15 protein-coding genes and 1 pseudogene are annotated in these 16,017 nt (G+C 42.2%); 6 read left to right on the forward strand and 10 right to left on the reverse strand.

What is annotated here, in order from left to right:
- Positions 1-20: 20 nt before the first annotated feature.
- From cueR to rsuA, 3 genes are all read right to left on the reverse strand, one after another.
- Positions 21-449 carry a Cu(I)-responsive transcriptional regulator gene (cueR, locus tag HBL79_RS09405; RefSeq protein ID WP_035686147.1) on the reverse strand — a complete coding sequence of 143 codons (429 nt, stop codon included), beginning with the start codon at positions 447-449 and terminating at the stop codon, positions 21-23.
- Positions 450-519: 70 nt separating this feature from the next.
- Entirely contained in the window at positions 520-1,650 is a 1,131-nt protein-coding gene (locus tag HBL79_RS09410; protein ID WP_081637519.1) for a Bcr/CflA family multidrug efflux MFS transporter, read from the reverse strand.
- Between the two features lie 75 nt (positions 1,651-1,725).
- On the reverse strand, positions 1,726-2,421 hold the full coding sequence (gene rsuA, locus HBL79_RS09415) for a 16S rRNA pseudouridine(516) synthase RsuA (protein ID WP_035686150.1): 696 nt from the start codon (positions 2,419-2,421) through the stop codon (positions 1,726-1,728).
- Between the two features lie 206 nt (positions 2,422-2,627).
- Here rsuA and HBL79_RS12550 point away from each other — a divergent pair.
- A pseudogene (locus tag HBL79_RS12550) lies at positions 2,628-4,897 on the forward strand (NADP-dependent malic enzyme).
- 133 nt (positions 4,898-5,030) lie between these two features.
- The gene (gene sodA, locus HBL79_RS09425) at positions 5,031-5,648 is read left to right on the forward strand and encodes a superoxide dismutase [Mn] (RefSeq protein ID WP_035686155.1); all 618 of its coding nucleotides are present in this window, start codon (positions 5,031-5,033) and stop codon (positions 5,646-5,648) included.
- 283 nt (positions 5,649-5,931) lie between these two features.
- On the opposite strand, the gene HBL79_RS09430 is transcribed toward sodA, so the two are convergent.
- The 5 genes from HBL79_RS09430 to rpsP form a co-directional block, all read right to left on the reverse strand.
- Positions 5,932-7,878 (reverse strand): LTA synthase family protein, encoded by a 1,947-nt coding sequence (locus HBL79_RS09430; protein WP_017805171.1) that lies wholly within the window; start codon positions 7,876-7,878, stop codon positions 5,932-5,934.
- A 249-nt stretch (positions 7,879-8,127) separates the two neighbouring features.
- Positions 8,128-8,478 carry a 50S ribosomal protein L19 gene (gene rplS / locus HBL79_RS09435; RefSeq protein WP_017805170.1) on the reverse strand — a complete coding sequence of 117 codons (351 nt, stop codon included), beginning with the start codon at positions 8,476-8,478 and terminating at the stop codon, positions 8,128-8,130.
- Between the two features lie 65 nt (positions 8,479-8,543).
- Positions 8,544-9,296, reverse strand: coding sequence for a tRNA (guanosine(37)-N1)-methyltransferase TrmD (gene trmD, locus HBL79_RS09440; RefSeq protein WP_035686158.1), 753 nt, complete (start codon positions 9,294-9,296; stop codon positions 8,544-8,546).
- Between the two features lie 62 nt (positions 9,297-9,358).
- On the reverse strand, positions 9,359-9,886 hold the full coding sequence (gene rimM, locus HBL79_RS09445) for a ribosome maturation factor RimM (RefSeq protein ID WP_035686161.1): 528 nt from the start codon (positions 9,884-9,886) through the stop codon (positions 9,359-9,361).
- Positions 9,887-9,917: 31 nt separating this feature from the next.
- Positions 9,918-10,166, reverse strand: coding sequence for a 30S ribosomal protein S16 (rpsP, locus tag HBL79_RS09450; protein WP_017805167.1), 249 nt, complete (start codon positions 10,164-10,166; stop codon positions 9,918-9,920).
- A 234-nt stretch (positions 10,167-10,400) separates the two neighbouring features.
- Between rpsP and HBL79_RS09455 the strand changes: the two genes are divergently transcribed.
- On the forward strand, positions 10,401-11,420 hold the full coding sequence (locus tag HBL79_RS09455) for a glycosyltransferase family 9 protein (protein WP_035686164.1): 1,020 nt from the start codon (positions 10,401-10,403) through the stop codon (positions 11,418-11,420).
- A 58-nt stretch (positions 11,421-11,478) separates the two neighbouring features.
- On the opposite strand, the gene HBL79_RS09460 is transcribed toward HBL79_RS09455, so the two are convergent.
- Together HBL79_RS09460 and HBL79_RS09465 are read right to left on the reverse strand one after the other, a co-directional pair.
- On the reverse strand, positions 11,479-12,234 hold the full coding sequence (locus HBL79_RS09460) for a glycosyltransferase family 2 protein (RefSeq protein ID WP_035686167.1): 756 nt from the start codon (positions 12,232-12,234) through the stop codon (positions 11,479-11,481).
- A 102-nt stretch (positions 12,235-12,336) separates the two neighbouring features.
- Positions 12,337-13,155, reverse strand: a complete 819-nt coding sequence (locus tag HBL79_RS09465) for a Cof-type HAD-IIB family hydrolase (RefSeq protein ID WP_035686170.1) — start codon at positions 13,153-13,155, stop codon at positions 12,337-12,339.
- A gap of 202 nt (positions 13,156-13,357) precedes the next feature.
- On the opposite strand from HBL79_RS09465, the gene HBL79_RS09470 reads away from it, so the two are divergent.
- Genes HBL79_RS09470 through manZ form a run of 3 tightly spaced genes read left to right on the forward strand, consistent with a single transcriptional unit; the run spans position 13,358 to position 15,992 of the window.
- Complete coding sequence (locus HBL79_RS09470; RefSeq protein WP_035686173.1) at positions 13,358-14,332, forward strand: mannose/fructose/sorbose PTS transporter subunit IIB; 975 nt, start codon at positions 13,358-13,360, stop codon at positions 14,330-14,332.
- 16 nt (positions 14,333-14,348) lie between these two features.
- Positions 14,349-15,146, forward strand: a complete 798-nt coding sequence (locus HBL79_RS09475; RefSeq protein WP_035686175.1) for a PTS mannose/fructose/sorbose transporter subunit IIC — start codon at positions 14,349-14,351, stop codon at positions 15,144-15,146.
- Between the two features lie 15 nt (positions 15,147-15,161).
- On the forward strand, positions 15,162-15,992 hold the full coding sequence (manZ, locus tag HBL79_RS09480) for a PTS mannose transporter subunit IID (protein WP_035686177.1): 831 nt from the start codon (positions 15,162-15,164) through the stop codon (positions 15,990-15,992).
- Positions 15,993-16,017 lie beyond the last annotated feature (25 nt).

The following is a 16,017-nucleotide window of genomic DNA, read 5'->3' on the forward strand; positions in this document are numbered from 1 at the left end:
AGAAAGTTCAGCAATGATAGCTACACTTTTTCATCTTCAGCTACCGAAAAAGACGGAGTTATTTCTTCCCCTAGCCCTGAAAGAATGGTGCAATCAGGGCTATCGTTGCCTTGACAAGAGCAATGCCAGCGTTGGAGTAAGGCTAACATTTCTTGCAAGCTGGCAATTTTGTCTTTTAACTCCGCAATATGCTGTTCGGTGATGGCTTTCACTTCGCGGCTCGTGCGGTGGGGATCTTGATTTAATTTCAATAATTGGCGAATTTGTTGCAACGAAAACCCGACTTTGCGTGCATTGCTAATAAAGCGTAATTGGCTTAAATCCTGTGCGGAATAGCGACGGTAGCCCGCTAGGGTTCGCATAGGGGTTGGGAGCAATCCCGCTTTTTCATAATCACGAATTTGTTTGGCAGACAAGCCCGTTTCTTTCGCCGCTTGGCTAATCTTCATACGTCCTCTTTGCTTTCTCTATCAATGTTCGGCAAGCAAAAGACCGCCGCTCAAAGTGAAAGACATTCAACTATTCCTGTCTATAGGTGAGAAAATAATAACACCCCACAGCGAAGAACGAGCAAACCACCATTGTCAGCAACATTGGTGCTGCACTGTCGATTTTCATTAATGCCACTAGCGAACCAATACAAGCTCCAGCCCCAAAGCGTACGCTCCCTACCATTGAATTTGCTGTCCCCGCCATTGCAGGAAATTTTTCTAAAATTGATGCCATTGCATTCGAGCTAATCAGAGGATTTTGTCCCACAAAAAGGGCAACACCGATCGCCATCGGCATTAAGCCTAAATCAGCGAAATAAACCACTAATAACCACAAGGCAGCAACAAATTGAATGCCAAGCCCGATTTGCAACATTTTTTCTGTACCGAGCTGACCCACCAAACGCCCGTTTAAAAATGAGCCGAGCGTCATCACGCCGATATTGAGCATAAAAAAGTAGCCAAAATGCTGTTCAGACACGCCATAGATCCCGATATAAATAATCGACCCTGCGGTTAAAAAAGCGAACATTCCACCAAAGCCAAAGGCACTCATAAACATATAGCCTAGCACTTCTTTTTTCTTACCTAGGCTCACAAAATTGCGTACCACCACGTTCAAACGCAAGGGTATGCGATTTTCTTTTTTATGGGTTTCTGGAATGATAAAAAACACCAGCAACGCACTTAAAAAGCCCATTGTGGCGATGACATAGAAGATTGAATGCCAATGGAAATAAGCGACCAAATAGCCTCCAATAATAGGGGCAACTAAAGGGGCAACCATAAAGACTAAGGTGATCGTGGATATTATGCGAGAAAAATCATTTTTGCTGAAGAGATCTCGCATCAATGCTCCCACCAATACCACGGGAGCTGCCCCGAAAAAACCTTGCATAAAACGCAAGCCCGTAAAGCTACTGATCTGCGTAACATTCGTTAAAGCCAACGCGGTTACAGCACTAACCAACACGCCAAGCAAAATCACGGGCTTACGCCCATAGCTATCCCCCACGGGCCCCCAAAAGAGCTGTCCGATGGCTAAGCCGTAAGCAAAAAAGGTGAGTGTATGCTGTACTTCCTCTGCGTCAATATGCAAATCTTGGCTGATCCGCAAAAAGGCGGGCAAATACATATCCACCCCAAGGGCGGGTAACATTGATAAAATACTCAGCGTTAAAATAAAAATCACGCTTGGCTTCACAACTGCGGGTATGGTGGTCAAAATAGCTCCTTATTTCAATGCTGCCAATTCCTGCGAAGAAAGCGGGCGATATTCCCCCTCCTCTAACTGTTCATCAAGCACCACATCGCCAATTTTCCAACGGTGTAAGGCGATCACTTTATTACCTAAGGCGGCAAACATTCGCTTCACTTGATGATAACGCCCCTCGCTAATGGTGAGATTGACGTTGTAATCATCAATAATTTCTAACTTCGCAGGCTTAGTCGCTGTTTTTTCGCCGCGGAGCAAAATGCCCGCTTCACAGGCTTGCTGATAATGGCTTTCCACAGGATCGGCGAGGGTAACTAAATAGGTCTTTTCGCAATGGTATTTCGGCGAAGTAATGCGATGCGACCATTGTCCATCATCAGTGAGCAATACCAGCCCTGTGGTATCCACATCTAAACGCCCCGCACTGTGCAACTTGCCTGCCAAAGGGTAATCAAAGAATTGATAAATCGTAGGGTAATCCCCCTCATCGTGCGAACACACATAGCCTTGCGGCTTATTTAGCATCAAATACTGCCCCGACTCCAACCAGCTCAGACGTTGCCCCTCAAAATAAATTTCATCTTCCGCACTCACTTTCACCGCCCCGCTTTTCTCAATTTTGCCATTAATTTGCACCGCACTTTGACGCAGGGCTTTATTGGCTTGCGAGCGTGTTAATCCCGTTTGCTCGGCTAAAAATTTATCTAATCGCATTCGTAATATTCCTTATTAAATAAGGGAAACATTGTACAGCAACTCAATATAAATCTCTAATTTTACTCAAAAACGAATGTGTGGTTGATTTTGTAAATAAATTGTAAATAATGTGTGCTACATCACAGTTTTTCTGATTTTTTCACCTATAATAAGGTGCGAAATTTATTCTTACTAGACTTTCATATTGTTATAAGGACTGTTTTATGGACGCACAATTACGTCAAGCCGCACTGGATTTCCACGAATTTCCAAAACCGGGGAAAATTGAAGTTACCCCAACTAAATCCCTCGCCACACAACGTGATCTCGCTTTAGCCTATTCACCAGGGGTCGCAGAGCCTTGTTTAGAAATTGAAAAAGACCCCTCCACCGCGTATAAATACACTGCACGCGGTAACCTTGTTGCGGTAATTTCTAATGGCACAGCCGTGCTAGGTTTAGGCAATATTGGGGCATTAGCAGGTAAACCTGTAATGGAAGGGAAAGGCGTTCTCTTTAAAAAGTTCGCTGGCGTAGATGTGTTTGATATTGAGATCGACGAGAAAGATCCTGATAAATTAGTGGACATTATCGCCGCACTTGAACCAACCTTTGGTGGGATCAACCTTGAAGATATTAAAGCTCCAGAATGTTTTTATATTGAACAAAAATTGCGTGAGCGAATGAAGATCCCTGTATTCCACGATGATCAACACGGCACAGCCATTATTTCAGCGGCTGCGGTCATCAATGGGCTACGTATTGTGAATAAAAAAATTGAGGACGTCAAACTGGTGGCTTCAGGTGCGGGTGCGGCGTCTATCGCTTGCTTGAACTTGCTAGTTTCCCTTGGAATGAAAAAAGAACACATCACCGTGTGCGATTCCAAAGGGGTGATTTTCAAAGGCCGTGATGAGCGAATGGACGAAACCAAAAGCTTTACGCCATTGAAGATAACGGCACGCGTACCTTGGCAGATGCAATGCCGAATAGTGATATTTTCCTTGGCTGTTCCGCCGCGGGGGCATTAACCCAAGAAATGGTTAAAACTATGGCAAGAGATCCGCTTATTCTCGCACTTGCTAATCCAGAACCAGAAATTCTACCACCACTTGCAAAAGCCGTTCGTCCTGATGCCATTGTGTGTACTGGCCGTTCAGACTATCCAAACCAAGTAAATAACGTGCTTTGTTTCCCATTTATTTTCCGTGGTGCATTAGATGTGAGTGCTACGACCATCAATGAAGAAATGAAATTAGCTGCGGTGTATGCCATTGCGGATCTTGCCTTGGCAGAGCAAAGCGAAGTGGTTACTTCCGCCTATGGTGGTGCAGAAGTGTCTTTTGGTCCAGATTATCTCATTCCAAAACCGTTTGATCCTCGTTTAATCGTAAAAATTGCCCCTGCGGTCGCGAAAGCTGCGATGGATAGCGGTGTGGCAACCCGCCCGATTGAAGATTTTGATGCCTATTTAGAAAAACTGACTCAGTTCGTTTACAAAACGAATTTATTTATGAAACCGGTATTCGCCCAAGCGAAACAAGATAAAAAACGCGTTTTACTCACTGACGGCGAAGAAACTCGCGTATTGCACGCGGTGCAAGAAATCGCCACCTTGGGCATTGCTCAGCCCGTGCTATTGGGACGTACGCATATCATCGCAGAGAAAATCAAAAAATTAGGCTTACACCTTGAAGCAGGGCGTGATTTTGACATCATTGATATTGAAAATAACCCACATTATGAACAATGCTGGCAAAGCTATTATGAAAAGCTCAAACGTCAAGGAATGACACCCGCAGGGGCAAAACGAAAAATGTTGCATAATCCGACCGCACTTGGTTCTGTGCTATTGGAACTTGGCAAAGCTGATGCAATGCTATGCGGATTAGTCGGGCCTTATCCTTCCCACTTGAATGCGATTAAAGAATTCAACGGCGTGAAAGCGGGGGCGATTCCTGCCACTGTAAACGGTTTGGTGCTACCAACGGGCAACTTGTTTATTGCGGATACCTTTGTTAATCCAAACCCAACAGCGGAAGAATTAGCGGAAATCACCTTGATGTCAGCGGAAGAAGTTCGCCGTTTCGGTATTGAACCACAAGTGGCACTTGTTTCGCATTCCAATTACGGCAGTGCCAATGATGAAAACGCAGTGAAAATGCGTCAAGTGCTAAAACTGGTGCAAGAAAAAGCCCCTGATTTAATCATTGATGGCGAAATGCACTGCGATATTGCCCTTTCCGAAAGTTTACGCAAAGAAATTATGCCTGACAGCCCATTAAAAGGTGCAGCAAACTTACTCATTATGCCAACAATGGAGGCGGCACGCATCAGCCTAAACCTGCTACAAGGCACAGCAACGCCAATCACCATTGGGCCAATCTTAATGGGCGTAAATAAAACCGCGCATATTTTAACCTCTGCCTCTTCCGTTCGCCGTATTATCAATATGGTCGCGATCGCGGCGGTTAAAGCCCAACAAGAGCGTTAATTTTGTCTGATCAGGGCGAAAAACATCGCCCTTTACTTATCAAAATTTAAACTTTTAATGATCTCAATCAAGTTTTTTGCTAAAATGAGCGGGATTTTTACCCCTAATAATGACTTTTAAGAAGGAAAAATTTATGGCTTACACATTACCAGAACTAGGCTATGCCTACGACGCATTAGAACCCCATTTTGATGCACAAACAATGGAAATTCATTACAGCAAACATCATCAAGCTTATGTGAATAACGCTAATGCCATTTTAGAAACCTTACCTCAATTCGCTGACCTCTGCCCAGGTGAGCTTATCACTAAACTCGCGGAAGTGCCTGCTGACAAACGCACAGGTTTACGCAACAACGCAGGCGGACACGCTAATCACAGCTTATTCTGGAAAAGCTTGAAAAAAGGCACTACCTTACAAGGTGCGTTAAAAGACGCCATTATCCGTGATTTCGGTTCTGTGGAAGCATTCCAAGCAGAATTTGAAAAAGCGGCGGCAACCCGTTTCGGTTCTGGTTGGGCGTGGTTAGTGCTAAACAACGGAAAATTAGAAGTGGTTTCTACTGCAAACCAAGACAGCCCGTTAATGGGCAAAGAAATCGCAGGTTGCGAAGGCTACCCAATTTTCGGTTTAGATGTTTGGGAACACGCTTACTACTTAAAATTTCAAAACCGTCGGCCAGACTACATTAAAGAATTCTGGAACGTAGTAAACTGGGATTACGCCGCAGAGCGTTTTGAAAAAAAGTGAATCTTTAATTTACTAATTTAAGAAAAAATCTCGCTTAATAAAGCGGGATTTTTTCTTTCAGGATAGTAGTCCTTATTATTTTGAGTACGAAAATAAACGGTATATAAATTGATATTTATATCGTTATTTGCTTGAAGATACTTTTATTCATTAAAAGTCATACCGTTCCATAATAGAGCGGTATGAAAAATTAGTAATAAACTATACTTCATTACTCACGAACACTCACTAACATTTAGTTAGAAATCGCAATATCCATCTATTGGCTTCCTATAAATTTACATCACTCTTTTGACTTTTTCCCCTGAAACAATTTTTGTTTATAGGCATAGCTACCCCATAAAGCATAAGCTAAAGCTTCTTTTTGTAATGATGGTGCAATATCATTTGGAGTAAGCTGCCCACTTTTTTCATCATAGTGGAAACCTTGTACGGGCTGCCCTTGTTGTAAAATGGCGACATCATCACCACGGCGGAATGCCATTGTGCGGTCAAATTGCATTAATGCACGGTTTGGATCGACTGGCTGGGTTAAATCATAACCTAACATTGGATAGTCGCCACCTACTCCAATCAAGGAAAGCAAGGTGGTTGGCATATCAATTTGGCTTACCAAGCGGTTATCACGGCGTGGTTCAATACCTTCGCCTAAAATTAATGCTGGGATATGGAAATGTTTAATTGGCACAAGCGATGCACCTCCCACGCGGGAATCGTGATCGGCAATCACAAGAAAAACTGTGTCTTTCCAATAATCTGAATTTTTCGCTAATTGGAAAAAATGTCCTAATGCGTGATCCGCATATTTCGCCGCATTATTGCGGGTTTGTTTTGGCTGCTCATAAAGATCAATCTTGCCATCAGGAAACTCAAATGGATCGTGGTTGCTTGAAGTAAACACAAGACTGAAGAAAGGCTGACCAGTGCGGTGTAATTCGGTAAATTCCGCGTTGGCTTTATCAAATAAATCTTCATCGCTCACGCCCCAAGTTCCCGTAAATTTTGGTTCTTTATATTCAGATTGATCGATAATTTTTTGGAAACCATTGCCGTAGAAAAAGCTCGCCATATTATCAAAATGTTTTTCCCCACCATAAATAAAGGAAGTGTGATAACCTTGTTGTCCGAGCAAAGATGCAATGGTAAAAAAGCCATTTTGTGCTCCTGCCAATTTCACTACTGAGCGAGCAGGTGTTGGCGTGAAACCTGCAGTAACCGCTTCTATTCCGCGAACGGAACGCGTACCTGTGGCATAGAGATTTTCAAATAACCAGCCTTGTTTAGCAAGCTCGTCAAAATGCGGGGAAAGCGGTTTGCCGCCTAGTGTACCAATAAATTGTGCACCTAAACTTTCTTCCAAAATAATCACCAAATTTTTTGGCTTTCCGTTATAGGTTGGCTTGTTGTGTGTGAGCGTTGGGAAATCTGCAGAAATATAATCGCTCTCAGGGCGACCACGCACTTGTTTCAAAGTTTCCACCACTTCTTCAAGAGGCATCTTGCCATAAATTTCTGAGGAGTTACTTTCATCTTTAAACTGTTGAATTGCAAAGATAACAGAATAACCCGAGTTTAATACTAAGGAATTTACCAGCGGATCGGAAGAAAACGCTACCATTGCTGGGTTAATGCCACGATGTTGAAAACTAGAACGTGCACCAATAAAGGTCAGTAGCCCGACGACCAAGAAAATCACAGGTCGCCATTGCCACTGAGGGTACACTAAATCGTCCCATAAATGAGCAGAGAATTTCCACACGCCATAAACAGAAAGTGCGGTCAGAATTGGGGTTAAAATTAATGCCACAAGATGCCCGTTTGCCAACATTGTGAACACTTCTTTTGGATTAACTAAATATTCCACAAACAAGCGGTTTGGGCGGAAATCATAGGTCTCAATAAATGCGGGTGTAGCAAATTCCATAAATAGAATAAATACCGTACTTGCAACAAGCCAGACGCGGACAAAATGATTTACCGCCGTTCCCAAACTGGTTTTATTGGCAAAAAAACAAGTCAGTAAAATTGGTACGGAAAACAACCAACATAAACTTACAATATCAATTCTAATTCCTTGTAGAAAAAGCGATACCCATCCATTCACGGCAGAAATTCGTTCATTTTGCCAAATAGCAAGTAATAAACGGCTTACTGATAATAAAGCAAGATTTGCCAAGAAAAAACTAAAAATAGGGGATAAAAAACTAAAAGAGGATCTTAAAAAATTCATAGAGGTTCTACATTAATTGAATATGCTTATTAGACTAGTTTTGACAAATAAAAGTTCTGTCCTACACGATTTATCATTGCGTAAATTTAAAATAAGGCAACAAGTACTAGATGTAGATGGCATAGCAACAATGAAGTAACAGAAAATTATTTTAACTCAAACAGTAATGCCATCGAATATAAAAAAGGACTGGTTTGCTTCATTTTGCTACCAGCCCTCTTCATTTCATTCTCTTAGACAGAAAGAGAATTAATCACCAAGACGCTCTTTAATACGTGCAGATTTACCTGAACGTTCGCGTAAGTAGTAAAGTTTCGCTTTACGCACTGCACCTTTACGTTTCACGGCGATGCTGTCGATAACTGGTGAGTGAGTTTGGAATACACGCTCAACGCCTACACCGTTAGAAATTTTGCGTAAAGTGAATGCACTGTGCAAGCCACGGTTACGAATTGCAATAACCACGCCTTCGAATGCTTGCAAACGACGTTTACTTCCTTCAACAACCCATACTTTAACTTCTAAAGTATCACCTGGGCGGAAGCTAGGTACATTTTGTTTTAATTGTTCTTGTTCAATTTGTTTAATGATGTTACTCATTGTGTAATCCTTCTAAGATCCTAGTATTAACTGATGATTTTGCGAATGGTTAAACTCGCAATCAACTAATCAACTTTATTTGCTTGCTGTTCAAGTTTGACTTGCACCAGCAGTTTCCGTTGTTCGTCAGTCAGAGCTAGGCTTTCCAATAGCTCAGGGCGTCTTAACCACGTTCTTAATAGCGATTGTTTTAACCGCCATTTACGAATTTCTGCGTGGTTACCCGACATCAACACCGCAGGCACTGACATTCCGTCTAGCACCTCCGGCCGAGTATAGTGCGGGCAATCTAATAAACCGTCAGCAAAAGAATCTTCTTCTGCAGAGGCTTGCTTGCCTAGCACTCCGGGGATAAACCTTGCAACGGCATCAATTAATGTCATTGCTGGCAGCTCTCCCCCCGTAAGAACGTAATCACCCACTGACCATTCTTCATCAATTTCAGTTTGGATTACTCGCTCATCAATGCCTTCATAACGCCCGCAGACGAAAATCAATTTCTGATTTTTTGCCAGCTCTGTTACGCCGCATTGATCGAGTTTACGTCCTTGTGGAGAAAGATAAATTACCTTTGCCCCTTCTCCTGCTGCCGTTTTAGCCGCTTGGATTGCCTCACGCAATGGTTGCACCATCATCAACATTCCAGGCCCGCCGCCATAAGGGCGATCATCAACGGTTTTGTGTTTATCCGTGGTGAAATCACGCGGATTCCAACACTGTATTTGCAAGAGATTTTGTTTTACGGCTCTGCCCGTTACCCCATACTCAGTGATCGCTTTAAACATTTCGGGGAACAATGAAACAAGACCAATCCACATTGTTATTTTCCTAATTTGTAGGCTCGAAATGCTACAGCCTAAAGCTTACTGTATGCCTGAGTTTAGAAACCAGCGTCCCAATCCACTTCAATAGTCTTGGTGGTGAGATCTACTCTTTTAACTACTTGTTCATACAAAAACGGAATTAACCGTTCTTGTTTTCCAAAAGCATCTTTTTGACTTGCTCGTACAACTAATACATCATTTGAGCCAGTTTCCATCATTTCAGCCACCGTTCCCATATTGTAACCTTGCAGATTCACCACTTGGCAGCCGATTAAATCGTGCCAGTAATAGTCGCCCTCTTTAAGTTCTGGGAAAACCGCTAAATCCACTCCAATTTCAACATTAGTTAGGGTTTGTGCGATTTCACGATCATTAATGCCTTTTAATTTAACAATAAGTTCGTGATTATGATGTTTCCAACTTTCTAATTCTGTTGGCTGCCATTGGCCTTTGATTTTTAAAAACCAAGGCTGATAATCAAAAATGCTTTCCGCTTGTTCTGTTGATGAATAAATGCGTAACCAACCGCGAATGCCATATGTCGAGCCTAATTTGCCAACCACTTCGATTCTTTGTTGTGTCATTTTATTCACCTATAAATCTCAAAATCTGCAATTATGCAGCTTTTTTCGCTTCTTTTACCAAAGAAGTTACGCGATCAGATAAGCTCGCCCCTTTTTCAACCCAAGCATTAACACGCTCAAGATCGATACGAAGACGCTCAGCTTTACCAGCGGCTAATGGGTTGAAAAAGCCAACACGCTCAATAAAACGACCATCGCGTGGGCAACGGCTGTCAGCAACTACAATTTGGTAAAATGGGCGTTTTTTAGAACCGCCACGAGATAAACGAATGGTTACCATAACCTTCCTCTAATTAATAATTACGAAAAGAAAACCCACATCGAAGGAGTGGGAATGCTTACTTTTTTCTCTGTTTATATAGACAAAAAGCCTGTGGATTGTACTCTTATTTGCAAAAAATGCAAGAAAATATCACCGCACTTTTACACGAAAGGCGGATAAATTCGCGACAACCCACGCACTTCTTTGTTACAATGCCCCATTCGTATTTTTCAGCACAGCCACAGAATTACTATGCAAAAATTACTCGTTATTCGCAATGATAAATTAGGCGATTTCGTCCTGATTTTCCCCGCATTAGCATTATTAAAAAAAGCTAATCCACAACTCCACATAACCGCACTGGTTCCACAATATACCGTACCAATGGCACAGCTTTGCCCTGATATTGATGAGATCATCATTGATGTGCAAGATAAAAAAAGTAAAGCCCAGTTTAAGCAGGTTTTACAAGCGATCAAAGCCCAACATTTTGATGGCGTGATTAGCTTCTTCTCAAATTGGCATAATGCAAAATTAGTGTGGCTAAGTGGTATCAAATACCGCCTTGCCCCAGCCACTAAATTCGCTCAAATCGCCTATAATCATCGCCTAACCCAACGCCGTTCTCGTTCCTTGAAACCTGAATTTGAATATAATTTGGATTTAGCCCGTGCGTTTTTACGCGATCAGCAGTGGCAGATTATTGAGCCTCAACCGCCTTATTTAACCTTTCCGCAAGAAACCTTGCTAGCCCAAAAAAACAAATTGAAAACCCAGCTAGGCATCGCAGAAAATAAAAAGTGGATTTTTGTACATAGTGGTACAGGTGGCTCCGCCAATAATCTCTCTTTAGCCCAATATGCCGAGTTGATCACCGCATTGTTGCAACAATTTCAGGCGGATATTATTTTGACGGCGGGGCCAAATGAAAGCGAAAAAGCTCAGCAACTCGCCCAGCTTGTCAATAATGAACGCGTGGTGATTTATGATAAAAATGAGGGTTTAGCAGATTTCACCGCCTCTTTAGCTTGTGCGGATCTCTTTATTGCGGGTTCAACTGGCCCACTGCATATTTGCGGTGCATTGAATGTGCCAACCATTGGCTTTTACCCGAGCCACCGCTCCGCAACACCGTTACGCTGGCAGCCGATTAACGACCCCGCACGCCATTTGGCATTTTGTCCACAAAATGAAGAGAAAACGCTTACGACTATTCAAATCGCACAAATCTTCCCGCAAATTCAAGATTTTATTCGCGAACAGTGGCGTTAAGCTCAAGTAAAGTGCGGTCAGAAAAATCGGTGTTTTTTATACCGCACTTTATTTATTTTTACTTTGTTCTGATCCACAAATCCGCATATTTGACAAAGGTGGAATGAGCCGACAACACCGCCAACAGAAATCCTTGTTTGCCGTCTAAGAAGCCCGCTTTTACCAAGTACATTTTGACAAAACAGCCTATGGCGTGGGTAACACCTTGTAACAGCGAGGCTTTTTTTCCTTGTCTTTGCCGTTGTTCTGCCCAAGCTTGTGCATAGTTAGCCGATTTCACCAAGTAATGATGTAAATTTTTATAAGGATAATGCAACAAGTTACCCGACAATTTTTCTACTTTTGTATTAGCTGGATACACCACTTTTTCGTGAACTAAGGCATCATTGTAGCCCGCATATTGGGTTGAGTAGAGGCGTACGACATAATCGGGATACCAGCCTGAACGACGAATTAAACGTCCGAACACTTCACTAATGCGTGGAATATCATACACTACATTAGGCAAATTGTTTGCCACCGCTTGCTGAATATTTTCCCGTAACTCATCGGTTACCCGCTCATCAGCGTCTAGCCATAACACATAATCAGACGTAACATATTGCTGGGCAAGTTGGCGTTGTTTGCCGAAGCCTTGCCAATCGGTATGTTGATAAAATTTTGCCCCATATTGCAAAGCGATTTCTTTTGTATTATCGGTACTGCCCGAATCCAAAATAACAATTTCATCAACCCAATCTTTCACGCTGTCTAAACATTGAGCTAAATATTGGCTCTCATTTTTAACAATCATCGCGACACTTAGTGTTGGCATAATACCGTCCTTATTACATAGGTTTTTTATTATATTTTTATACATCGTTAATGGAAAAAAAGCTAGTATAGCAACATTGAACTAATAGCTATTGCTTAGCATTTAAAAAAGTTTATTTAAGGAAAAAGCGATTCCATCTTTGTTATTACTTACAGTGATTTGTTTAGCAATGCGTTTAATTTCCTCTGGCGAATTTCCCATTGCAATGCCTAAGCCCACATATTCCAACATATCAAGATCATTAAAATTATCACCAAAAGCAATAATGTCTGCTTTATCTACGGCTGCTCGCTGTGCCATAAATTGAATGGCATTGGCTTTGGTCGCGGCTTTATTCATTATTTCTAAATATTCTTTTTTGGAACGGTGGATAGAAAGCTGTGGAAATTGTCGTTTGAGCAAAGGTTCAATTTGCTCAATCTGTGTCGCTTCTCCCATTAATAAAATTTTGTGTACATTGCTTAAATATTGCGGTTTTTCTTTCGCTGTTAGCCCTGTGATTTCACTTTCTTGCTTAATCCAATGACTGTCTAAATCTGTGGTAAACCAATCAAGATGAGAATAATAGCTCACTGAAAGCGTAGGGTAGTGAGCTAAGATCTGCGCCAGTTGAGGCAAAAGCGTATTTTCTAAGGTGATGGAATAAAGTGCGGTGAGATTTTTGTCTAAAATTAATGCCCCGCTATAGCAGACAATTTCATTTTTATTATGAAGTTGTTCCATATAAGGCAAAATGGCGTAAGGAGGGCGAGCGGAAACAGGAATAAAAGGAATGCCCTTTTTCATAATGCGTTGTATGGACTGCACCGTTGCAGGGGTAATTTGATGTTGGCTATTGAGTAATGTACCGTCCATATCTGAGAAAACCATTTTATATGCCATTCGATTTACGCCTTTAGCTAGCCCATTTGTATTTTTCATTCTAAGAATCCCACCGTGAAAAGTAAAGGTTCGAAAAATCCCAGCTAATTTCCTTTGTTTCTTTTTATGATACAGATCATATTTTCAGCAAAAAGACGTTTAATCTACAAAAAATTAGGATTACACTTTCTTAGCATTGCAATCGATTGCATTGCTTTAGTTATTTTGCTGAAACGTTTTTTCAAATAAATTTGGAGGTTATATGACCCATATTATTGTTGCAACGCACGGTAAATTTTCAGAAGAACTGGTAAATTCAGCGGCAATGGTTTACGGCGAAGATGAAAATACCCACGTTGTAACCTTTTTACCGGGTGAGGGTGGTGAGCATTTAGTTGAGAAATATCAGGCGATTATTGCCCAATTACCAGAGAATGAACCTGTTTTATTTTTGGTGGATTTATTTGGTGGCAGCCCTTATAACGCGGCAAGCCGTGTTGCCACAATGCGTGGAGAAAATACGGATATTGTAACAGGGGTGAATTTACCAATGTTACTTGAGGTGTTGGATGCTAAAGATTCCGTTTCGCTTGATGAATTGGTAAGTACGGCAAAAGAAGTGGGCGTGGCGGCAGTGCGTTCGTTCCAGCCTGAGAAAAGCACAACAAAACAGGCTGCACCCGTTCAGGCTACCACTTCAGAAACACCAAAAAACTCAGAAAAAAGCACCGCACTTTCGGGAAATATGAATATTTCATTGCTACGTATTGATAGCCGTTTAATTCACGGTCAGGTGGCGACCTCTTGGGCAAAAGCGGTGAAGTGCGAGGCGATTTTTGCAGTGAGTGATGAAGTAGCAGAAGATCCTATTCGCCGTGATTTGCTTTTGCAAGTTGCACCAGAACATTTGAAATCCTATGCGATCCCCGTAGAAAAAGCCATTAAGGTTTATCACAATCCAAAATATGCAGGGAAAAATATTCTGTGGCTGGTAACCAATCCAACAGATATTGTTCGCCTAATTGAAGGGGGCGTAAAAGTGGATAAAGTGAATGTGGGCGGTATGACTTATAAAGAAGGCAATCAACAGCTTTCACAAGCGGTTACCGTGAACCAACAAGATGTGGAAGCCTTCCGCAAATTATTAGATTTAGGGGTTGATCTGAGCTTGCAACAAGTAGCAAGCAGCCCGAAAGAGCCATTAACCAAACAAAAACTTGACGCATTAAAATTTTAATTAAGAGGACTTATTTATGACGACTATGGAAATTATCCTCGTAACCCTTGTTGCCGCAATTTGTGGTATGGGAAGCGTGTTAGATGAAAGACAAACACACCGTCCATTAGTGGCTTGCACTTTGATCGGCTTGGTGCTAGGCGATATTACTTCTGGCGTTATTATTGGCGGTACGCTTGAAATGCTTGCTCTTGGCTGGATGAACGTTGGGGCAGCAATGGCGCCTGATGCAGCCTTAGCCTCGGTGATCGCAGCTATTTTGGTGATCAAAGGTGGGCAAGATAAAGGCACAGCGATTGCGATCGCTATTCCTGTGGCAGCGGCAGGGCAGGTGCTAACCATTTTTGTGCGAACCCTCACGATTTTCTTACAACATAAAGCCGATGATTTTGCTAAACAGGCGAATTTCAGAGGTATTGAATTGTGCCATTTTTCAGGCTTAGCCTTACAAGCGTTAAGGGTGGCTATTCCAACTTTCTTCGTGGCATTAGTGGCAGGCACAGATACTGTAACCACAGCCTTAAATGCGATCCCTGAAGTGGTAACCCGTGGCTTACAAATTGCAGGAGGCTTCATCGTGGTTGTGGGCTATGCAATGGTGATTAATATGATGCGTGCTGGTGCATTAATGCCGTTCTTCTTCGTGGGCTTCGTGATTGCCTCATTCTCTAACTATAACCTTGTTGGTTTAGGGTTATTAGGGGCCTGCTTAGCATTAATTTATATACAATTAAACCCACGTTTTAATCAGGCAACCCTGCCTGCTGCAAGTGCGAAAAAAGAACTTGCCGATGATGAACTTGAAGGTCTATAAGAGAAGGAATTGATTATGTCAGAGAAAAAACAATTAACGAAAGCCGATATTCGTAGCACTTACTGGCGTTCGACATTTTTATTGGGTTCATTTAACTTTGAACGTATGCAAGCGATGGGCTTTTGTGTATCAATGATCCCCGCCATTAAGCGTTTATACAGTAAAAAAGAAGATCAAGCCGATGCGTTAAAACGCCACCTTGAATTTTTTAATACCCAGCCTTGGGTTGCCTCGTCAATTATTGGCGTTACAGCGGCAATGGAACAAGAGCGTGCTAATGGTGCGACAGATATTGATGATGCGGCAATCAGTGGGGTAAAAGTGGGGCTAATGGGGCCATTAGCTGGTGTGGGTGATCCGATTTTCTGGGGAACATTACGCCCTGTTCTCGCCGCCTTAGGGGCAGGTTTAGCCATTAGCGGAAGCCTATTAGGGCCATTGTTATTCTTTATCGGTATTAACATTTTCCGTGCCTTAACCCGTTGGTATGGTTTCCATTATGGTTATGCGAAAGGAACGGAAATTGTGCAAGATATGGGCGGCGGTCGCTTACAAAAACTCACCCAAGGGACCTCTATTTTGGGGTTATTTGTAATGGGGGTGCTGGTATCAAAATGGACAACCATCAATATTCCGCTTGAATTATCGCGTTATGTTAATGCACAAGGGCAGGAAGTGGTAACTACCGTGCAAAGTGTGTTAAATGAATTGCTCCCGGGGCTTGCCGCATTGGGCTTAACTTTCTTGTGTATGTACTTATTACAGAAAAAAGTGAACGCAATGTACATTATTTTTGCCTTATTCGGTGTTGGCATCGTAGGATATTATTTTGGTATCTTAGCTTAATTTATCGGGCGGTTTAGTGAATAAA

Source organism: Avibacterium paragallinarum (assembly GCF_011765605.1).
GTDB classification, from domain to species: Bacteria; Pseudomonadota; Gammaproteobacteria; order Enterobacterales; family Pasteurellaceae; genus Avibacterium; species Avibacterium paragallinarum.

Coding starts and splice junctions, on each gene's coding strand:
- cueR (WP_035686147.1), bottom strand. CDS start 449: ATGAAGATTAGCCAAGCGGCGAAAGAAACGGGCTTGTCTGCCAAACAA.
- HBL79_RS09410 (WP_081637519.1), bottom strand. CDS start 1,650: ATGTTACCCGCCCTTGGGGTGGATATGTATTTGCCCGCCTTTTTGCGG.
- rsuA (WP_035686150.1), bottom strand. CDS start 2,421: ATGCGATTAGATAAATTTTTAGCCGAGCAAACGGGATTAACACGCTCG.
- sodA (WP_035686155.1), top strand. CDS start 5,031: ATGGCTTACACATTACCAGAACTAGGCTATGCCTACGACGCATTAGAA.
- HBL79_RS09430 (WP_017805171.1), bottom strand. CDS start 7,878: ATGAATTTTTTAAGATCCTCTTTTAGTTTTTTATCCCCTATTTTTAGT.
- rplS (WP_017805170.1), bottom strand. CDS start 8,478: ATGAGTAACATCATTAAACAAATTGAACAAGAACAATTAAAACAAAAT.
- trmD (WP_035686158.1), bottom strand. CDS start 9,296: ATGTGGATTGGTCTTGTTTCATTGTTCCCCGAAATGTTTAAAGCGATC.
- rimM (WP_035686161.1), bottom strand. CDS start 9,886: ATGACACAACAAAGAATCGAAGTGGTTGGCAAATTAGGCTCGACATAT.
- rpsP (WP_017805167.1), bottom strand. CDS start 10,166: ATGGTAACCATTCGTTTATCTCGTGGCGGTTCTAAAAAACGCCCATTT.
- HBL79_RS09455 (WP_035686164.1), top strand. CDS start 10,401: ATGCAAAAATTACTCGTTATTCGCAATGATAAATTAGGCGATTTCGTC.
- HBL79_RS09460 (WP_035686167.1), bottom strand. CDS start 12,234: ATGCCAACACTAAGTGTCGCGATGATTGTTAAAAATGAGAGCCAATAT.
- HBL79_RS09465 (WP_035686170.1), bottom strand. CDS start 13,155: ATGAAAAATACAAATGGGCTAGCTAAAGGCGTAAATCGAATGGCATAT.
- HBL79_RS09470 (WP_035686173.1), top strand. CDS start 13,358: ATGACCCATATTATTGTTGCAACGCACGGTAAATTTTCAGAAGAACTG.
- HBL79_RS09475 (WP_035686175.1), top strand. CDS start 14,349: ATGACGACTATGGAAATTATCCTCGTAACCCTTGTTGCCGCAATTTGT.
- manZ (WP_035686177.1), top strand. CDS start 15,162: ATGTCAGAGAAAAAACAATTAACGAAAGCCGATATTCGTAGCACTTAC.